This window comes from Microbulbifer maximicatervae (SeqCode) (assembly GCF_052467825.1).
In genome coordinates, this window is record NZ_CP174327.1 from 929184 (window position 1) to 949518 (window position 20335).

Here is a 20335-nt window from a genome sequence, read left to right on the forward strand (position 1 = left end):
AAAGATCAATATTGCCACCAAAGAAGGTGCAATGATGACGGTTATCTCTTCCAGGTAAAACACCCCCGTAAGGTAGGCCTCAGACCATTAGTGATCGACCACCCGGTAAAACTCAGAGCGCACCCCAAAAACACCACAAGCCATGCCGGCTGAACGGCAGGCGCGGAGCCAAGGCCCAGAACCCAAGCGCTTTCCACCGAAAATCAATCCTAAAATACAGCCTATGCTGGAGATCAATAGTTGCCCCAGAGCCGATACAAAGATACTGGTATGACCGCGACCTTTGGCAATTTTATGCTTTGCCAGAGTAATACCAGCGGAGAATTTTCTACGCGATAACCAACGCATATTGGCGCGACTCTCCGGTACAGCCTCGTAAACCCTCGCCTCCAGACAGTAAACTATCTTTCCGCCCTGCGCGGATAGCTCGGTGAAAAATATCACATCAGTACCAGCACCAAGAGGATCCTGCTCGTTAAACCTTAACCCCAATGAACGAATATTGCTCATGGGTATCAATACGTTGCTGGTTGCGCAATAACTGAGCTCTTCACCAGTTTTTCGCTTCTGTCGGTAAAAAATATTTGAGTAGTAAGCCGGTGCCGAATCGGGCCAACGCCGAATAACACTGCCACAAACTACACTGTTTCCCCCTAGTTTTTGCGCATAGGTATACAACTGAATTAACCAATCGGCCTCTACCCATTCATCATCATCAATAAAAACAAGATAGTCGGCGCCCATACTTTCTAGTTCATCAATGGACCGGTTACGCGCACAAGGGATTCCCCGCTGTTTTTCAACAGCGCAATGAAGGGGCAAGGGAAAGCCCTCCGAAATCTCCGCTACAACTTTCCTACCAGCCTGAACGTCCGAGTCATTATCAACAACCAACACAGCCACATTCACGGCTAAAGGCAGTCGTAGGTTAGCTAAGCTTCGCAGGGAGCTGCGAAGCCGCTCTGGTCGCTGATAAGTACAAACACAGATCACTAGCAGGGGAAGATGCAATGTAAACTCCAAAAAGCGGCCAATTACAAGTCGAGTGATAGTTTCTGAACTAGATCAAAAATAAATCAGCCTATACCCTTAAGAATGACCTGTCTATAATACCTTTTTAGCCTATTGCCATATAAAGACTTCTGCACAATTCAACACTTGCTTAGGGGTAATTTTTCCTACTTACAAGCAATAAATTAGTCAAATAAAATTCATAATTCTCGGTAAATCTCCCCATGAAAATTATGCAGCTTTTGCCCGCCCTCAACTCTGGGGGGGTCGAGAGGGGAACTGTCGATCTTGCTCGCTTCCTCGTGACCTCTGGCCATCAATCAATCGTTATTTCTAGTGGTGGGACTATGGTAGAGCAGCTTGAGGGAGAGGGATCCACTCATATTGAACTACCAATTCACAAAAAATCCCTCACTAGCCTTTTGCAAGTTAAGCCACTGCGAGAAATAATCTCCCGCGAAAAGCCAGATATTGTCCACGTTCGCTCTAGGGTTCCAGCTTGGCTAACCTATCTAGCTTGGTTGAAACTTAGCCCAAAAGATCGTCCCCGTCTTGTGAGTACTGCTCACGGCCTTTATTCAATTAATCGATATAGCGCAATTATGGCCAAAGCAGAGCAGGTAATCGCCATTTCGGAGTGCGTAAATAGCTACTTGTTAGAAAATTATGCAGAGTACTTGAAGCGGCCCCCACAAATTGTTTACCGCGGAGTAGATACAGAAGAGTTCAATTCCCAAGTCCAACCGACTGCATCCTGGCAGGAAAAAGTTCACGAACAGTTCCCTCAGCTTGTCGGTAAGCATTGGCTACTCCTCCCCGGTCGACTGACCCGCTGGAAGGGACAAGAGGACTTTATTGACCTTATTCATCAATTGGTCAAAAGCCGAACTGATATCCACGGTATCATCCTCGGAGGCGCAGAAAAAAACAAACAGCACTACACAAGTGAGCTGGAACAAAAAATCCACTCCTTAGGACTTGAGAACCACATAACTCTGGTAGGCCATCGCAGTGATATACGCTACTGGTATAGTGCGTCTAGTTTAGTGTATAACCTATCACGCCGACCTGAACCATTTGGCAGAACCGTTATCGAGTCCGCTGCAATTGGTACCCCTATCATTGGTTATAACATCGGGGGGCCAGCAGAATCTTTGAGGGCCTGCTTCCCTCAGGGGTTAGTAGATATCAATGACTCAAAAGCATTGCTCAAGCGTACTCACACGCTGCTCGACAACCCTAAACAGAGACCCCATCTCTCTAACGATTTCACTTTGAGAAGACAGGCCGAACACACCATTGAAATTTACAGCAGTCTACTCAAAGAGCGTACCGGAGCGAGCCCGAGTGATTGATTTAAGTCAAAGCGAGCCGTTTGCCAGTGGAGGCAATCGCTTTTGCTACAGACATCCAGAGCGACCAGAAATCTGTGTCAAGGTAATGCGGCCCGGTCGAACAACTGTACTGCTTGAGCGAGCGCCCTGGTATAAGACCTGGCGAGGGGAGTCCTATTTCGACGATAACCTTCGCGAGCAAGAGGGTTATAACCAACGAGCTTTCGGCAGTAATCAAGACGGCCTTTGGCAGCATTTACCTCGATGGTATGGGATACAGGAGACCAACTTAGGCCCTGCAGCTGTTACCGATATGATCCTTGACAGTGATGGCAATCCAGCGCCCACCCTGCGCCAATACCTGAACAAATATGGCCTCAATGCAGAGGTTCGCGAGTCTTTACAGCGTTTTTCCGAGTGGCTGCTTGAATATGAAGTGCTCACCAAGAACCTGATTGCCCATAACCTGATATTGCGAAAAGAGCATGGCAAACTGCAAACCTACTTGATTGATGGTTTGGGCTGCGCCTCTTTTCTGCCCCTACCACAAATTTCGAGCTACTTTGCGAAACGCTATATACAGCGCCGAATCGAGCGTATGTGGCTTAGAGTTGAGTGGGAAATTTCTGATAAGGAAACTCCCTGGCGAAAATTTGAAGCTCAAGGACTCAAGCGTTAGCGACTTGGCAGCCCCGATCGACGCAACAATGCTTGTGCACATAATAAGTATTGATCCAGGGGGGCGCGCTGACCTCTCGCCTTCAGCTCGAGTTTTTCACTAACCAAGCCTTGATCCAAAAGTCTTAATACCGCTGAACGAACCTTATTGGACTTGCTGCGACTCGGAACCCGAATTACACCGACTTGGGCCCGACTTTGTAACGACTCGAATAGCATAGAGATACTGTCCTCTGTGACCCAGATTGTTTCCGCTTCCGACAACTGCTTCTGAAGCCAGCCCGCCGGACAAGAGCGCCAGTTAACCAACTCAACACGACTTTTCTCCAGCTGCTCCATGGTGCCCGCCGGTGTTCTCCGACTGTCAGAGATACACCAACTCAAGGGGTGAGCCAATAATTTCTCAACCTGCTCTCGGATTGAGAGGGTATCCCAACTGTAGTGCTTGCTGGGTCCACCCAATAAAATAAGCCCCCTTCCGGGCTGCAGCACATCGCTCTTGAGCGGTTCCGTCAGCGCACCCTGACTCACAATCACATTAGGTAGAGGGGGCGGACGATCGTGTTCGGGGACGACCGCAAAATCAAACCAGCTGTATGGTAACAAAGGGCGGTTAATTGCCACCGTGCGACCACCAAACCGGCAACGGGCAGCTAGCATCGGTAGTCGGCTGCGGCGACCTGTGCCAATCAGAAAGTGGGGGGGTGGGAGCTCTTCCAGATCCTCTCCCGCTTTTAGGAGAATACGGCTGGCTGTATATTCTGGCGATATATCAAAAACCTGCACTTCCCCGATATAGCTCCTGCGTAACCCTTCAATCAGAGCAGCGCTCTGCTTTTCATGGGCTCGGTTGCCATCTAAAAAACGCCAAATAGTAAGTTGCAAGATAGGACCCTAAACTACTGAATCACAGGAATATAAGGCAGTGTACCTAGCCCCCGTCAGTGAGACCACTGTGACAAGGCTTTGGGAGCCCCAAAACATCCAGTATACTGCCCTTCAGACGTTAGCGGGGTACCCGGTAAGTGCCATTGCAAATCCGTACCCTCAGGAGGCCTGTTAAAGCGCTCATGGACAACAGACTTTTATATAGTACGCAACCATACATCCTATATCCGCACACCTAATACAACCTTTTCTATTTGGTCGATAGTTGCACCTATGCCTGAACTTGGAAGTACTCTAAATAAGCTTTCTCAACCCGTTTACCGTCAGCAAAGCTCATTGTGGATTTCAGGTCTGCTTAAATGGGCCTTTCTGGGACTATTTCTGCTGGTATGTGGCTTCTATATTTTCCCCAAGGTTTCAGGGGTACAAACCAGCTTTTACCTGACTTTATTGCCCTCAGCCTTTTTACTGTTGGCATGGAGGAAGAGCTATCACTTCTTAATTTCCTGGCAATTTCTTACCTTTTGTAGCCTGCCAATCATTCTAGCGCTATCAACACTGTGGGCCTCACCTGACACCGCTGATGTTTATAGGCAATCTGATTACTACTGGAAATTGGTATCATACCTAGCTCTATTTTACTGCACTGTTTTCTTCCTGTTGGAGCAGCACGGCGACAACATACTCCATCAGCTGTTACTCGCACTTATTGTGATTGGGCTGCTATCTGGTATCGCTTCGTTAGTTGCTTATGCCCTTGATGGGGGCCTACAAGATCTGCGTCGGATTGGAGGTATATCTCTAGAGGGCAATATTGATAAAACAGGAATGCTGTTCGGCTTCCACGCCCTTTTTTGCTGCTACGGTCTCTACCAACAACCCCGTATTTGGCGCTGGCTATCAGGAGTAGGTTTACTCACCTCCTGTATCTATATAGTTTTGTCACAAACCAAAGTCCCGATTGTTATGGCGGGCTTCTCAATCTTTTTGGTTGTTTTCGGCAACCTTCCACGACTGCTGAAGATACTCGCTGTTGTTGCCATAGTTTGTGTGCTGCCCCTAGCCTATTTCGCCTTGTATGGTGATCTGCCTCTTATACACCGGGGTAGTGCCTATTCCGTTCGAATAACACTCTGGCAAAAGACCTTTGAAGAGTTCCTGCAATCCCCTCTGCTTGGTCAAGGCCTGGTGCACAAGAAATTTATCGAGCTAAACAGAATGGTTCCCCATCCACATAATTTCCTCCTGGATATCGCACGCTTCAGTGGAATATTGGGGGTGGCCGCTTGTGCCTGGCAAGGACTCGCAGTCCTGTGGACAGTGAGGTCCAAAGAGAGGCTTCTGAGCTGGATTCCCGGTTTGTACTTCACCTGGTTCCTATTCGGTGTATTGGCAATGCTGACATACGCCCAGCAACCTTTGGCCAAGCCCAATTATATTTGGTTTTTTTACTGGATTCCCCTAGCTATCCTGCTGGCACGAAGCAGCATTGAAGACCAGGGTTTGAGCCATTGTAAAACTATCCAGGAAATTAACCCTCAAAACAGTAACCGCTGAGAGATAGAGTCACACTGATGAATGTAACCGTATTTGGCACCGGCTATGTGGGCCTGGTGCAAGCAGCAGTCTTAGCTGAAGCTGGCAATAAAGTAGTTTGTATCGATATAGACGCGGACAAGATCGATCGTCTCAAACAGGGCATTATCCCCATTTATGAGCCCGGCCTCGAACCTATGGTGAAGAACAGTATCACCACAGGCAATCTGTCTTTTTCAACCGATGCCCCCTTTGGCGTAGAACACGGTGAACTGATCTTTATCGCTGTGGGCACCCCTCCTGATGAGGACGGTTCAGCGGATCTTCGCCATGTGTTGACTGTCGCCAGAACCATCGCCAAACACATGGAGTGCAAGAAATACATTATCAATAAGTCCACAGTACCAGTGGGGACTGCCGATAAGGTGCGGGCTGCCGTTGAGGAAGAACTCTCCAAGCGGGACCGATCTGATCTGCCATTTGATATTATTTCCAACCCTGAATTCCTCAAGGAGGGCTCGGCGCTCAATGACTGTATGCGCCCGGATCGAATTATTATCGGCACCTCCGAAGAAGAATCAGAGCAGAAGCTTCGCCACCTGTACGCGCCATTTAACCGAAATCACGAAAAAATCCTAGTGATGGACGTAAAAAGTGCGGAGCTGACCAAGTATGCCGCCAACTGCATGCTGGCAACCAAAATCAGCTTTATGAACGAGATGGCAAATATTGCCGATAAAGTTGGCGCTGATATTGAAGCAGTTCGAGCCGGAATCGGCTCAGACCCACGAGTTGGCTACCAGTTCATCTACGCAGGTATCGGCTACGGTGGCTCCTGTTTCCCGAAAGATGTGAAAGCCCTGATTTCCTCGGCTCAACAGCTGGGCATTGCTGCAGATATTCTCGCCGCCGTGGAATCCCGCAACGAGCGCCAGAAACACTATCTCGCCGAAAAAATACAACGTCATTTTAACGGAGATATTCAGGGCAAAACTTTTGCGCTCTGGGGCCTGTCATTCAAACCCAATACAGATGATATGCGCGAAGCCCCAAGCCGTGTGCTGTTAGCTCGATTGTGGGAGCAGGGTGCGAAGGTGCGGGCATTTGACCCTGAGGCCATGGAGGAGTGTCAGCGAATTTTTGGCGATCGCGAAGACTTGACCCTTTGCGACTCCAAGACAGAGGCTTTACAGGGTGCCGACGCCCTGATTGTCGCGACCGAATGGCAACAGTTCAAATCTCTTGATATCGATGAAGTAAGCAGCGCTCTCAGTGCCCCGGTTGTGTTTGACGGACGCAACCAGTACGAACCAGAGGAAATGCGCGATGCAGGCTTTGATTATTACTGCGTAGGGCGCCCGGACACCACCAGCTCTTACTAAGTAAACCTTACTTAAAATAAAAACCCGGCATCTGCCGGGTTTTTATTTTCCGTCATGCTATTCGCATTTTTACTTCCGCCTGGCCCGCCACATCACTGAGCCAGCCCCGATGTGCGGCACTACGCCCATGTACCACATCAAAATAAAGGTTTTGCAAACGCCCTGTGATAGGGCCGCGACGACCACTGCCGATAGAACGCCCATCCAATTCACTAATGGGCAATACTTCCGCCGCTGTGCCAGTAAAAAACGCTTCATCAGCGATATAGACTTCATCCCGAGTGATACGCTTCTCTAGCACCCTATAGCCGCACTCCCGTGCCAGCTCAATAACTGTATCGCGGGTAATTCCATCCAGGCATGAAGTCAGCTCCGGGGTATATATAGTCCCATCGCGAACAATGAAGACATTTTCTCCACTACCCTCAGCAACATAACCCTCGGGGTCCAGTAATAACGCCTCCTCGCACCCATTGCGCACCGCCTCCTGTAACGCCAACATCGAGTTTATATAGTTACCATTGGCTTTCGCCTTACACATGCTGATATTCACATGGTGTCGGGTGTATGAGGAGGTATTCACCTTAATCCCCTGCTCCAGCGCCTCGGGGCTCATATAGCTGGGCCACTCCCAGGAAGCGACAATCACATGGGTTGAAAGATTTTCTGCGCGCAACCCCATTCCCTCTGACCCGTAGAATACCATTGGCCTTAGATACGCTTGGCGCAGGTTATTTTCGCGCACCACAAGCCGCTGAGCTTCATTCAGCTCATCAGTGCTATAGGGCATTGGGATATTCATTATTTTTGCAGAGCGAAACAACCGACGGGTGTGCTCTTGCAAACGAAAGATACTGGTGCCGTTACCGGTTTCATAAGCCCGTACGCCTTCAAACACCCCCATTCCATAGTGCAGGGTATGAGTGAGGACATGCACCCGGGCATCGCGCCAAGGAACCAATTCACCATCAAACCAGATAACGCCGTCGCGGTCGGCAAAAGACATGGGTAACTCCTACAAATCCTGAAAAACAGTTTAATCGGGCAGCAGGTAGAAACCCGGTATTAACCGAGCAATTGCTGCCAGTTTGTTTGAACGGTCTTTCTTTCCGCTGTGAATTGGTCATCGCTCACAATCCCTGGCAGTTGTTGTAGTGCCAGGCGATGACCTTCAGATCGGTAGGCTTTGTAGGCGTCGATCAGATGTCCGGCTTGTTGGGCCGGCATCAGGCCTGCATCAATTAGACTTTCGAGAATGCGAATATTATCGGTATACCGCACGATCGAGGGCGAAGTTTTTGCCCAGGCCAGAGCAGCATATTGAACCATAAATTCAATATCGACAATACCGCCCTCACCGTGCTTTAGATCAAACTTTTTATCGTTGCTCTTATCGAGGTGCGCACGCATTTTATTACGCATTTCCACCACCTCATCACGCAATTTATCGCTCTTTCGCGACTGGCAAAGCAATTTCGTGCGCAACTGTTGAAACGACTCACTCAGGCGGAGACTACCGGCGACAGGTCGAGCTCTCACCAGCGCCTGATGTTCCCAAGTCCAGGCACTCTCCCTCTGGTATTTTTCAAAGGCAGCCAATGACGTCACCAAGAGTCCTGAATTACCCGAGGGGCGCAGTCTTGTGTCTACCTCATAAAGAGGCCCGCTGAGTGTACGGGTTTGCAATATGTGGATAAGTCGCTGTGCTAGTCGGGTAAAAAAGCTCAGGTTATCAATACTGGTTTTACCGTCGGTAACCTGCATCGCATCTGCATCGTGCACAAAAACAATATCCAAGTCAGAACCGTGGCCAAGCTCCAATCCCCCCAGCTTTCCATAGGCGATAATGGCAAAGTGCATATCCTCTGCCGAGGCCCCCGCAGGGATGCCGTATTTATCCACCATCTGTGCCCAGGCGAGTTGCAATGATTTCTGCAGTATCGCCTCTGCCAACCAGGTAAGGGAATCACTGACTTTCATCAAAGGCAGGGCACCATTTACTTCTTGTGCCGCAATGCGCAGGCTTTGACTCTGTTTAAAATATCGCAGCGCCTCCATTTGCAATTCCAGATCTTCGGGGTCAATCCGCAACAATTCGAGACGCAACTCATTGGCAATATCTGCCGCCGTAGAGGGTGCCAACAACCTACGCGAATCCAGCAGCTCATCCAGCAGAATTGGATGGCACGCCAGTTGCTCAGCAATCCATGGACTGGCACTACAAAGACGCACCAGCTGGTTGAGCACGGGGGGATTTTCATTAATCAGGACGAGATAGGCACTACGACGCAGTACTGAGCGCACTAAAGGTAAAACACGGGTTAGCACTAACAAGGGATCAGCCTGTAACCCTGCTGCGGCCAGTAGCGTAGGCATAAATTGATCCAGGCGCGCACGGGAAGAAGCAGGTAGTGCCGCAACCATTGTTGACTGGCACAGCTCCGTTAAGTGCTCGAGTGCCTGAGGTGGAGGAAGAAACCCTGTACTTTCCAAAATCTGTAAATTCTCTTCATTTGCAGATTCGTCGCCGCAACTTGCCCAGAGTCCCTGCCACTCCTCAGCCACACTTGGGGCAGCCATTTCCTCTGGTGGAGCGATTACAGTATCGAACTCCCGCTCAACCAAGGAACGAACATCGACCAGCTCACTCTCCAATTGCTCCCAATTATCGCGGCCCAGGGCAAATGCCAATTTTTCCCTTTCTTCCTCCTCAGCTGGGAGCGCCTGTGTCTGCTGATCCCGGTAAGCTTGCAGTGCGTGTTCGACTCTCCGCAGCAGCAAATAACAACTGGTCAGTTCACTGCCCACTCCTGGTTCAACATGGCCATCACTTTCCAAAAGGGGCAGTAGCTTGAGCAAGCTGCGCTCGCGCAGCGCGGGTTCGCGCCCTCCGCGAATTAACTGGAATGCCTGGGCAATAAATTCCAACTCGCGTATGCCGCCCCGTCCAAGTTTGATATTGTCCGTCAAACCACGAGCGCGCACTTGCCGCTGTATCAGGGCTTTCATTTCACGCAAAGCATCAATAGCACTGAAATCGATATAGCGGCGATAAGTAAATGGGCGCAGCAACTCCATCAGCTCTTCAGCAAACGCCTCCCTGCCAGCAACAGGGCGAGCTTTGACCATGGCGTAGCGCTCCCATTCACGCCCCTGAGTTTGGTAATAGTCCTCCAGAGCCGCGAAATGGCTTACCAGGGGGCCACTGTCACCGTAGGGACGCAAACGCATATCTACACGAAAAACAAAACCATCCGCATTGATTCCATCCAACGATTTAATCAAGCGCTGGCCGAGTTTTTGGAAAAACTGCTGATTTTCTACACTCTTTTCGCCATCGGTATAACCAGGCTCTGGGTAAGCAAAAATCAGATCGATATCCGATGAGAGATTGAGCTCCCGGGCTCCCAATTTGCCCATCCCCAACACCACCATCGACTGACTATCGCCGGCTCTACTACGAGGCTCCCCATAGCGATCCACTAGCTTTTCATGGTGCCATTGCATCGCCGTGCGAATAGATAGCTCTGCCAATTCACTGAGGCGCAGACATGCCTGGGGAATATCCCACTGCCCGGCAAAATCGCGAAATATGACCTCAGCTGTTGCCCGGTTACGCAATAAGCGCAATTGAAGATCTAACTCCTCATCACTTTCTATGGTCGGGAGGAAGAGTCCAAGATCTTGTTTAAGTAACAAATCCCGTAAAAGCTCTGGGCGGCGACAGCACTGTTGATAAAAAAATTCTGAACCAATTAAGCTCCGAGCCACTCCTTGCGCAAGCAATGGCTCTGCCAGCAAGCCCTCCACCTCAACAACAAGCGCGGCCTCCGCCAGTTCACACCAGTCATACCAAAGTGACTGAAGTTGAGCGCGGATGGGTTTTGGGCACTGAATGTTGTCAAACATGAGGCTCGATCCTTGGTGCGAATATCAGCGGGCAATTCTGCCTAGCTATCGGCATTCCAATAGCTAGCGGTGGTATCGGATAATGATGAGTGGCCGAGCAAGCCCGCCTCTCGCGTCACTTCAAAGGCCTCTACATCTTCAAACAGTTATCTCAGAGAGGCCACCCAAGCTAGAAAGCGATATCCGGCGGTGGGGCCACCCTCAATACCTCTGCCACAGTGGTCAAACCTGCCGCTACTTTTTTCGCACCGGAAAGCCTCAAGCTATTCATACCTTCGCGCATCGCCTGGCGCCGCAGTTGCTGTAAATCACAATCGGAGGTGACAATAGCTTGTACCGACTCGCTAAATGGCAGGATTTCATAAATTCCCTGACGCCCACGATAGCCCGTATTACGACACTCCAGGCAACCTTCCGGCCGGTAGACTTTGTCCGGCAGCGGCGCTCTCCAGGGTTTCACCAGAGACTGCCAATCGGCCTCTTCAATTTTGTCCTCCTGCTTGCAACTGGGACATAGTGTTCGTACCAAACGCTGGGCCATCACCCCGAGAATGGTGGACTTCAATAAATAATGCGGCAAGCCCAAGTCCAATAAGCGGGTAACTGCTGTTGGAGCGTCATTGGTATGCAGGGTTGAGATAACCAGGTGGCCTGTCAGTGCCGCTTGAACCGCCATCTGAGCGGTTTCCAGGTCACGAATCTCACCAACCATGATGATATCGGGGTCCTGACGCATCAGGGTTCTGATACCTGCAGCAAAATCAAAGCCAATAGCATGGTGAACCTGGGTTTGGTTAAAGCTCTCTTCCACCATTTCGATAGGATCTTCAACGGTAGAGACATTCACCGCACTGGTGGCCAACTGCTTGAGGCCTGTATACAAAGTGGTGGTTTTTCCCGAACCGGTAGGACCGGTGACCAGTACGATACCATTGGGCCGTGACAGCATCGCCTGCCAGCGAGCCAAGTCATCACCACCCAGTCCCAGGTCGGAATAAGATCGCGCGAGAACCTCTGGATCGAAGATCCGCATTACCAGCTTCTCGCCAAAGGCTGTGGGAAGAGTGGAGAGGCGCAACTCCACTTCGCTGCCATCGGGCCTTTTTGTCTTGATGCGGCCATCCTGAGGTTTGCGTTTCTCCGCCACATTCATGCGCCCGAGGATTTTCAGGCGGCTGGTAACCGCAGCATTTACCTGATCTGGAAGCTCATGAATCGGGTGCAATACGCCATCGATACGAAAGCGAATACGTCCCACTTCCCGGCGCGGTTCAATATGGATATCACTGGCGCGCTGGTCGAAGGCGTGCTGCAACAACCAATCGACGATATTGACGATGTGTTGATCGTTAGCTTCAGGGTCCTTTAAGGCGCCTAACTCCAGCAACTGTTCAAAATTATTTGCCGCTGAGGTTCCCTGAAGGCCACTTGCGCCAGAGATTGAATTAGAAAGGGAGTAAAATTCGACGCAATGTCGCTTGATATCGGCCGGATCAGCTACCACACGGCGAACTCTGCGGCCGGTGGTATGTTCCAGCTGCTCTTCCCAGCCATAGGTAAACGGTTGAGCTGTCGCTACCAGAAGTTCTTCCGTACTCGCCTCGACACAAAGGATTTGGTGTCGCTTGGCAAATTGAAAGCTCATCACCTCGGTGACAGCGCTCACATTAACCTTCAGAGGATCAATATGATACAAGGGGTGGGAAGAGCTCTCCGCTAACCAGGCACTGAGGGATTCGCTATTGAGCAGACTACCCGGTTGCTTGCGGTTGGCCAGGTCACAACTGGCGATATAGCTGAGCGGGTGCATCTGGGCCTGTTCTGCTGTCCGCGGAGTACCTACGATGCGGTTGGCATCCTCACGGCTAACAAAGCCCTGCCCCACCAAATCTTCCAGTAATCCGCGCAGTTCAAGTATGCGGTCTGTAACTCTGCTTTCTGCCATTGGCAGCCCCTTTATTCTCATATGGCGACGTTGCATTGTAGCCCTATCATCAAGCTGTGAAAGTGCGCTGTTAACGCACTGTTACGAAGTTGCCCCGATTGGGGTACCATGCCGCCGTTTTCGCATTCTGAGCAATGGAGCTAACCATGGCCCTGTCGAATATTGCCAACTTATTTGGCCGCTCTCCGATTAAGCCAATCGAGAAGCATATGGCTACGGCCCACGAGGCATCGGCTGACCTGATCCCCTTCTTTGAAGCACTGATCAAAGGTGACCTCAAAGAGGCAGAACAGATCCAACTGCGCATCTCCGCATCGGAGAATCGCGCTGACGATATCAAGAGAGACCTGCGTCTGCATCTGCCGGACAGCCTGTTTATGCCAGTGTCCAGGACCGACTTGCTGGAATTGCTGCATGCCCAGGATGAGGTAGCCAACACTGCCCAGGATATTGCTGGTCTGGCTGTAGGCAGGAAGATGCAGATTCCCGCACCTCTCCAATCCTTGATGACCACCTTTGTGGAGAGCGCTGTCGCCACCTCTGCACAGGCACTGCGCGCGATCAACGAACTGGACGAGTTGCTGGAAAGCGGCTTTGCCGGGCGCGAGGTGGATATCGCCAAACGCATGACCGAAGAGCTGGATGAACTGGAGCGCAAGTCAGACAAGCTTGAAGTCGAAATTCGCGCGTCGCTGTTTGCTATTGAGAAAGACTTACCTCCGGTGGACGTTATGTTCCTCTACCGGGTTATTGAATGGATCGGTGAACTCGCCGATCGCGCCCACAGCGTGGGCAACCGATTGCAGTTGTTGTTAGCACGTTAGGGGGTTTGGCGTGGAAATTATTAGTCAATACGGCCATATATTATTGATTTTGGCCTGTGTGGCAGGCTTCTTTATGGCCTGGGGCGTCGGTGCCAACGACGTAGCCAACGCCATGGGTACCTCCGTAGGTTCCCGTGCACTGACTATCAAGCAGGCGATTGTTATCGCCATGATCTTTGAATTTGCCGGCGCCTATTTGGCAGGCGGAGAGGTTACCGCAACCATCCGCAAAGGCATTATCGATTCTGAAGTCTTCGCCGCCCAACCGCAGCTGTTGGTATACGGTATGCTTTCGGCACTGCTGGCGGCGGGCACCTGGCTGCTGGTAGCCAGTATTCTCGGCTGGCCGGTATCCACCACCCACTCTATTGTCGGCGCAATTGTCGGCTTCTCTGCGGTAGGTATATCCCCAGATGCAGTGGCCTGGGGTAAAGTGGGCAGCATCGTGGCTAGCTGGGTGGTCTCCCCGGTTCTCGCGGGCACCCTGTCTTTCCTGTTATTCCGCAGTGTCCAGCGCCTGATCCTAGACACGGAAGACCCCTTCAACAATGCCAAGCGCTACATCCCCTTCTACATGTTTGCAGTGGGCTGGATGATTGCCATGGTGACCCTTACCAAGGGCCTCAAGCACGTTCTTAAAGATGCCAATATCCAGCTCAGCTTTATCCAGGATGCCGGTATCGCCGCCCTGGTGGGCCTTGCTGTCGCCGGTATCGGGGTCACCATGCTCAAGCGCGTCCAGCGCGACCCTGCAGCTGAAGCTGAAAACCGTTTCGCCAACGTCGAGCGCGTATTTGCGATCCTGATGGTCTTCACCGCCTGTGCCATGGCCTTCGCTCACGGCTCCAACGATGTTGCCAACGCCGTTGGTCCTCTGGCTGCCGTAGTTAACACCATCCAGAGCGGCGCTATCACCGTTAAATCCACTATGCCTTCCTGGATATTGCTGCTCGGCGGTATCGGTATCGTGGTGGGCCTGGCGACATATGGCTTTAAGGTAATGGCCACTATCGGTAAGAAAATCACCGAGCTGACCCCAAGCCGTGGCTTCGCTGCCGAGCTGGGTGCGGCCTCCACCGTCGTATTGGCTTCTGGTACCGGCCTGCCAATCTCCACGACTCACACTCTGGTGGGCGCGGTATTGGGTGTTGGCCTAGCGCGGGGTATTGGTGCCCTGAACCTGCGTATGATCACCACTATCGCCGCATCCTGGGTAGTTACCCTCCCAGCGGGTGCAGGTATTGCGATCTTGTTCTTCTACTTCTTCAAAGGCTTGTTCGGCTAAAACCGAAGCAGCACACAGAGCAGATCAGCAAAGGGGGCTAAAGCCCCCTTTTTTACGCCTCTCATATCCACCACTTTAGTAAGGCTCCATGTCGATATCTATTTCGCTCCTCTGGCATTAATATTTAGGGAAATAAACTGGGCCGAGCCCGCCGACCAATCTATGCCTGCGAATTCACCAGATGCCATTACTGTTGTTTGTCACTCTTCTGTGGGCCTTTTCCTTCAGTTTGATAGGCGCCTACCTGGCCGGACAGGTGGATAGCTATTTTTCCGCAATGACACGGGTGCTCCTTGCCACAGCGGTATTTCTACCCATGCTAAAATGGAAGGGTTGCCCTCCCCGTACCGCAATACGTTTAATTGTGATCGGTGCGGTACAATTGGGACTGATGTACTTGTTTTACTACCAGTCATTTTTACTGCTCAGTGTCCCCGAAGTATTGTTATTTACTATTTTCACTCCCCTGTATATCACCGCCCTTGAGGACTTCCTTAACAGGCACTTTTCTGTCTGGAACCTCACTATCGCAGCCATAGCCGTATTGGGAGCCGCCACTATTCGCTGGGGCTCTCCCAGTAACGACTTTTGGATTGGGTTTGCAGTCGTCCAGGGTGCCAACCTATGTTTTGCCGTGGGGCAGGTGGCATACAAGCGCCTGATGTCCAGAGAGCAAGGCCTCCTCCCGAGACAAACCTTCGCTTGGTTTTTTGTCGGCGCCAGCTTGATCACTGTTATTGCCTGGCTCCTATTCGGAGAACCGCAGTACCCACAGGGCTCACAGCAATGGGGTGTTCTACTCTGGTTGGGATTGGTGGCATCAGGTCTGGGATACTTTTTGTGGAACAAGGGTGCTACGCAGGTCTCTACTGGTACCCTGGCCGCAATGAATAATGCACTGATTCCCGTTGGCTTGTTGGTAAATCTGTTAATCTGGAATCGGGATGCCGATCTAACCCGTCTCGCCCTTGGGGGAGGACTGATCGGAGCCGCTGTTATCTTGAATGAATGGCGCAACAAGAGTAGGGAAAGTCACCATGGCGAGTATCGCAGTACCTGACCTGAAGACCCAATTACATCAACTGATTGCCTGCCCCAGTGTCAGTGCAACCGATCCTTCCCTGGATATGGGTAACCGCCCGGTGGTTGAGCTACTGGGTGAATGGTTGGAAGGACTTGGTTTCAATGTAGAGATAATGCCTTTAAAGGGCTCTCCCAATAAAGCCAATATGATTGCTACTCTCGGCGGTAAAAGTGGTGATAAAGGCGGGCTCGTTCTATCCGGACATACTGATACAGTCCCCTTTGACGCGGGGCGCTGGCAATCGGACCCCTTTAAGGTTTTAGAGCGCGACAACCGCTTATACGGTCTCGGCACCAGTGATATGAAGGGTTTTTTCCCTCTGGTTATCGAGGCTGTGCAGACTTTTCTCGACAAGCCGTTACAAAAACCATTGATTGTTTTGGCAACAGCCGATGAAGAAACAAGTATGAGTGGTGCCCGCGCCCTGGTGCAGGCTGGCAAACCCCAAGCGCGCTACGCGGTAATTGGTGAGCCCACCGGGCTTCGCCCGATACGTATGCACAAGGGGGTTATGATGGAAGCAGTGCGTATTACCGGGCAATCCGGCCACTCATCGGATCCAAGCTTGGGAGCCAACGCTCTTGAGGCCATGCATAAAGTTATCGGTGAACTATTAACACTGCGAAAAGAGTGGCAGCAAAAATACAACAACCCCGGATTCGCCGTTCCAGTACCCACGATGAACTTAGGATGTATCCATGGGGGTGACAATCCCAATCGGATCTGCGGCCATACAGAACTCCAGTTTGATATTCGTCCGTTGCCAGGAATGCAACTTACTGACCTACGGGAAGAACTAAACAAACGTATCCTTACCATTCCACAAGACAATAAAATTCAGGTGGAAGTGGCCTCTTTATTCCCCGGCACTGCGCCCTTTGAACAGGATGCCCATTCAGAGTTAGTAAAAGTTGCAGAACAACTTTGTGGCCATCCCGCTGAAAGTGTTGCCTTTGGTACTGAAGCGCCCTACTTGAAGAGTTTGAATATTGACACTATCGTGCTCGGCCCCGGCGATATTGACCAAGCTCATCAGCCGGATGAATTTCTCGCCCTGGATCGTATCAACCCTATGGTCAATATTCTGCGCGACTTGATTGGCCGCTTTTGCCTTTAATCTACCTGCGACAGCCTCCGGGGTTAAAACACCACAAGACTTGCACACGGTAAGAATTAGTGAGCGACGATAACGCCTCCCTGAACTGGTTTCGCCACGCGGCACCTTACATCAACGACCTGCGCGGTCGCACTTTAGTAATTGGTATCCCCGGCGACGCTTTAGAGCACGCCAATTTCCGCAATCTAGTACACGATATGGCGCTGCTTGCCAGCCTTGGGGTTCGCTTGGTTGTTGTGCACGGCGCGCGGGAACAAATTAATCGAGCCCTGGATGAGCGCGGCATAGAAAATCGGTTTCACGAGAACCAGCGTATTACCAATCGAGAGACATTGGAGATTGTTAAGTCCGTCGTGGGTAAACTGCGCTTCGATATTGAAGCTGCTTTTTCCCAAGGACTGCCAGACTCACCGATGGCGCGTTCGGCCCTCAAGGTGGTCTCAGGCAATTTTGTTACCGCCCGCCCCAGTGGCGTGCTCGATGGCGTGGACCTGGGCTGGACCGGCACCGTGCGACGTATGGACACCAGCACTCTGGAGCAAAACCTGGATCAGGGTTCCCTGGTACTCCTTTCTCCCCTGGGCACATCCCTGACCGGGGAGCTTTTCAATATCAATTACCTGGATCTGGCCGCTGAGGCTTCCAGGGTATTGCGCGCCGAGAAACTAGTGCTATTCCGCGAACCTGAGCAACTCCAAGTGGACGGAAATTCGGTACACGAATTGAGTATTTTGCAGGCAGAGCAGGTTTCACCCAAAGTGCAAAGCGCAACCCTGCGCTGCGCCATTCGAGCCTGTAATGCAGGGATCGCCCGTACACACCTACTTAGCTTTTGTAAAAACGGCGCCTTAATTCAGGAGCTGTTCCGCCGTGAAGGGGCCGGTACCATGATTTACCGGGACAGCTACGAAGTTGTGCGCAGAGCGCGAATTACCGATGTGGGCGGCATTCTTGGACTGATCCGCCCGTTAGAGAAAGATGGCGTTTTGGTACGGCGCTCCCGCGAGAAGCTCGAGGCAGAAATTGAACACTTCACGCTTGTGGAAGTGGATGGTACTCCAGTTGCCTGTGCAGCTCTGTATCCCATTAAGGATGATAAGGGTACTACCACAGCAGCCGAAGTTGCCTGCCTTGCAAGCCACCCGGAATTTCGCGGTGGAGGGCGTGGTGCCAAGCTGATGCGCCACCTTGAGAGACAGGCGCAAACAGTCCAGGTTGATGAACTCTACGTCCTCACCACCCAGACAGAGCACTGGTTTATCGAACAGGGCTTTGAGCAAGTCGGTATCAGTGAGCTGCCTACCGCGCGAAAGTCCCTGTACAACATTCAGCGCAATTCGAGAATCCTGCGTAAACGCCTGGGGAAAAGTCAGTCCACTTAGTCATAGAAATTTGAAACATCTATCCTTATTACTCCTTTGATGGGTAGTTTGGGCGCAAAAACATCCCAGGAAAGTCCGTTTTTTGCTAAGCTGGCGCATTCATTGTTGCCAGCTGGAATCTGTGACTATGCCCCAATACCGCTCCCGCACCTCTACCGCCGGTCGCAATATGGCCGGAGCCCGCGCCTTGTGGCGTGCCACCGGTATGACGGACGAGGACTTCCATAAGCCAATCATTGCCATCGCAAACTCCTTTACCCAGTTTGTCCCCGGACACGTACACCTAAAGGATATGGGTCAGCTTGTCGCAAGGGAGATTGAACGCGCCGGCGGCGTGGCCAAGGAGTTCAATACGATCGCTGTGGATGACGGTATCGCAATGGGTCACGACGGCATGCTCTATAGCCTGCCCAGCCGCGAAATTATCGCTGACTCAGTGGAGTACATGGTCAATGCCCACTGTGCCGACGCCCTCGTTTGTATCTCCAACTGTGACAAGATCACACCGGGAATGATGATGGCAGCCATGCGCCTGAACATTCCAGTTATCTTTGTCTCCGGTGGCCCGATGGAGGCCGGCAAAACCAAACTGGCTGACCGCAAGCTCGACTTAGTAGATGCTATGGTGATCGCCGCTACAGATACGGCCTCCGACGAGGAAGTTGCTGAGTATGAGCGCTCTGCCTGCCCGACCTGTGGCTCCTGCTCAGGTATGTTTACAGCGAACTCCATGAACTGCCTGACCGAGGCCCTGGGGCTTTCACTCCCTGGTAACGGCACCATGCTAGCGACTCACGCCGACCGCAAGGAGCTATTCCTCCGCGCTGGCCGCGAGATCGTAACCCTGACCAAACGCTACTATGAGCAGGATGACGAAACTGCCCTGCCGCGCAACATCGCCAACCGTACAGCCTTCCGCAATGCCATGGCACTCGATATCGCCATGGGAGGCTCCACTAATACCATCCTGCACCTGCTGGCAACCGCTCAGGAAGGTGAGATTGACTTCACCCTGGAAGATATCGACAGCCTCTCCCGTGAGGTTCCACAGCTGTGCAAAGTTGCCCCCAATACCGAGAAATACCATATAGAAGATGTACACCGCGCTGGCGGTGTAATGGCTATCCTCGGGGAGTTGGAGGCCGCAGGTCTTATCGACTCTTCACTACCAACCGCCTACGGTGGTTCGCTCGCCGATGCCCTGGCACGCTGGGATATTTGCCGCACGGACGACCAATCTGTACTGGAATTCTATCGCGCGGGCCCCGCAGGCATTCCCACCCAAACAGCTTTTAGCCAGGAATGCCGCTGGTCCACTTTAGATGCAGACCGCCAGCGTGGCTGTATCCGTTCTGCTGAGCACGCCTACTCCTCTGAGGGAGGGCTCGCCGTTCTCTTTGGTAACCTGGCCCCCAATGGCTGTGTAGTGAAGACTTCCGGCGTCGATGAGTCGCTGTGGAAATTCGAAGGCCCCGCCCACGTAGTAGAAAGCCAGGAAGAGGCGGTTTCCAATATCCTCGAAGGGAAGGTCAGTAAAGGGGAGGCTGTTATCGTCCGCTATGAAGGCCCTAAAGGTGGACCTGGAATGCAAGAGATGCTTTACCCCACCAGTTATTTAAAGTCCAAAGGACTCGGTGAGCACTGCGCATTGATTACCGATGGCCGCTTCTCAGGCGGTACTTCGGGCCTCTCTATCGGACATGTTTCACCTGAGGCAGCTTCTGGAGGTAACATCGCTCTGGTTCGCAATGGAGACCTTATACGTATTGATATTCCAGGGCGGAAAATTGAAATCGCTATTGAGGAAAGTGAACTCGATAAGCGACGCAGGGAAATGGAAAAAAATCCCAATGGCTGGAAGCCAATCGAAAAGCGCCCTCGTAAGGTCAGCAAGGCACTGAAAGCCTATGCCATGCTTGCCACCAGTGCAGACCGCGGGGCGGTGAGGGAAATTGACTGA

The 20335-nt window shown here is 51.7% G+C and carries 15 protein-coding genes; 10 read left to right on the forward strand and 5 right to left on the reverse strand.

Features of this window, described 5'->3' with window-relative positions; genetic code table 11:
- Window positions 1-87 precede the first annotated feature (87 nt).
- Window positions 88-1011: a glycosyltransferase family 2 protein gene (locus tag ACJJII_RS04090; RefSeq protein ID WP_444918392.1), complete on the reverse strand. Its 924-nt coding sequence runs from the start codon at window positions 1009-1011 to the stop codon at window positions 88-90.
- Between the two features lie 224 nt (window positions 1012-1235).
- Here ACJJII_RS04090 and ACJJII_RS04095 point away from each other — a divergent pair, with 224 nt between their 5' ends.
- Together ACJJII_RS04095 and ACJJII_RS04100 are read left to right on the forward strand one after the other, a co-directional pair.
- Window positions 1236-2366 (forward strand): glycosyltransferase family 4 protein, encoded by a 1131-nt coding sequence (locus ACJJII_RS04095; protein WP_444918393.1) that lies wholly within the window; start codon window positions 1236-1238, stop codon window positions 2364-2366.
- Entirely contained in the window at window positions 2359-3024 is a 666-nt protein-coding gene (locus tag ACJJII_RS04100) for a YrbL family protein (protein ID WP_444918394.1), read from the forward strand. Before ACJJII_RS04095 ends, ACJJII_RS04100 begins: the two co-directional genes overlap by 8 nt.
- Here ACJJII_RS04100 and ACJJII_RS04105 read toward each other — a convergent pair.
- Entirely contained in the window at window positions 3021-3908 is an 888-nt protein-coding gene (locus tag ACJJII_RS04105) for an ELM1/GtrOC1 family putative glycosyltransferase (RefSeq protein WP_444918395.1), read from the reverse strand. The genes ACJJII_RS04100 and ACJJII_RS04105 overlap by 4 nt on opposite strands.
- A gap of 276 nt (window positions 3909-4184) precedes the next feature.
- Here ACJJII_RS04105 and ACJJII_RS04110 point away from each other — a divergent pair, with 276 nt between their 5' ends.
- Entirely contained in the window at window positions 4185-5468 is a 1284-nt protein-coding gene (locus ACJJII_RS04110; RefSeq protein ID WP_444918396.1) for an O-antigen ligase family protein, read from the forward strand.
- A 17-nt stretch (window positions 5469-5485) separates the two neighbouring features.
- Entirely contained in the window at window positions 5486-6829 is a 1344-nt protein-coding gene (locus ACJJII_RS04115) for a UDP-glucose dehydrogenase family protein (protein ID WP_444918397.1), read from the forward strand.
- Between the two features lie 52 nt (window positions 6830-6881).
- Here ACJJII_RS04115 and ACJJII_RS04120 read toward each other — a convergent pair whose 3' ends face one another.
- The 3 genes from ACJJII_RS04120 to tfpB form a co-directional block, all read right to left on the reverse strand.
- Window positions 6882-7835, reverse strand: a complete 954-nt coding sequence (locus ACJJII_RS04120) for a branched-chain amino acid transaminase (protein ID WP_444895899.1) — start codon at window positions 7833-7835, stop codon at window positions 6882-6884.
- Window positions 7836-7894: 59 nt separating this feature from the next.
- Window positions 7895-10738, reverse strand: coding sequence for a bifunctional [glutamate--ammonia ligase]-adenylyl-L-tyrosine phosphorylase/[glutamate--ammonia-ligase] adenylyltransferase (gene glnE, locus ACJJII_RS04125; protein ID WP_444918398.1), 2844 nt, complete (start codon window positions 10736-10738; stop codon window positions 7895-7897).
- 169 nt (window positions 10739-10907) lie between these two features.
- Window positions 10908-12683 carry a type IV pilus assembly ATPase TfpB gene (tfpB, locus tag ACJJII_RS04130; RefSeq protein WP_444918399.1) on the reverse strand — a complete coding sequence of 592 codons (1776 nt, stop codon included), beginning with the start codon at window positions 12681-12683 and terminating at the stop codon, window positions 10908-10910.
- Between the two features lie 146 nt (window positions 12684-12829).
- On the opposite strand from tfpB, the gene ACJJII_RS04135 reads away from it, so the two are divergent.
- The 6 genes from ACJJII_RS04135 to ilvD all read left to right on the forward strand — a co-directional run bounded on the left by ACJJII_RS04135 (window position 12830) and on the right by ilvD (window position 20335).
- Window positions 12830-13507, forward strand: coding sequence for a TIGR00153 family protein (locus ACJJII_RS04135; protein ID WP_413663563.1), 678 nt, complete (start codon window positions 12830-12832; stop codon window positions 13505-13507).
- Between the two features lie 10 nt (window positions 13508-13517).
- Entirely contained in the window at window positions 13518-14792 is a 1275-nt protein-coding gene (locus tag ACJJII_RS04140; RefSeq protein ID WP_282930993.1) for an inorganic phosphate transporter, read from the forward strand.
- 181 nt (window positions 14793-14973) lie between these two features.
- Window positions 14974-15852 (forward strand): carboxylate/amino acid/amine transporter, encoded by an 879-nt coding sequence (locus ACJJII_RS04145; RefSeq protein WP_444918400.1) that lies wholly within the window; start codon window positions 14974-14976, stop codon window positions 15850-15852.
- The gene (gene argE, locus ACJJII_RS04150; RefSeq protein WP_444918401.1) at window positions 15830-16993 is read left to right on the forward strand and encodes an acetylornithine deacetylase; all 1164 of its coding nucleotides are present in this window, start codon (window positions 15830-15832) and stop codon (window positions 16991-16993) included. The genes ACJJII_RS04145 and argE overlap by 23 nt, the downstream gene beginning before the upstream one ends.
- 59 nt (window positions 16994-17052) lie before the next feature.
- Window positions 17053-18375: an amino-acid N-acetyltransferase gene (gene argA, locus ACJJII_RS04155; protein ID WP_444918402.1), complete on the forward strand. Its 1323-nt coding sequence runs from the start codon at window positions 17053-17055 to the stop codon at window positions 18373-18375.
- 127 nt (window positions 18376-18502) lie between these two features.
- Window positions 18503-20335, forward strand: a complete 1833-nt coding sequence (ilvD, locus tag ACJJII_RS04160) for a dihydroxy-acid dehydratase (RefSeq protein ID WP_444918403.1) — start codon at window positions 18503-18505, stop codon at window positions 20333-20335.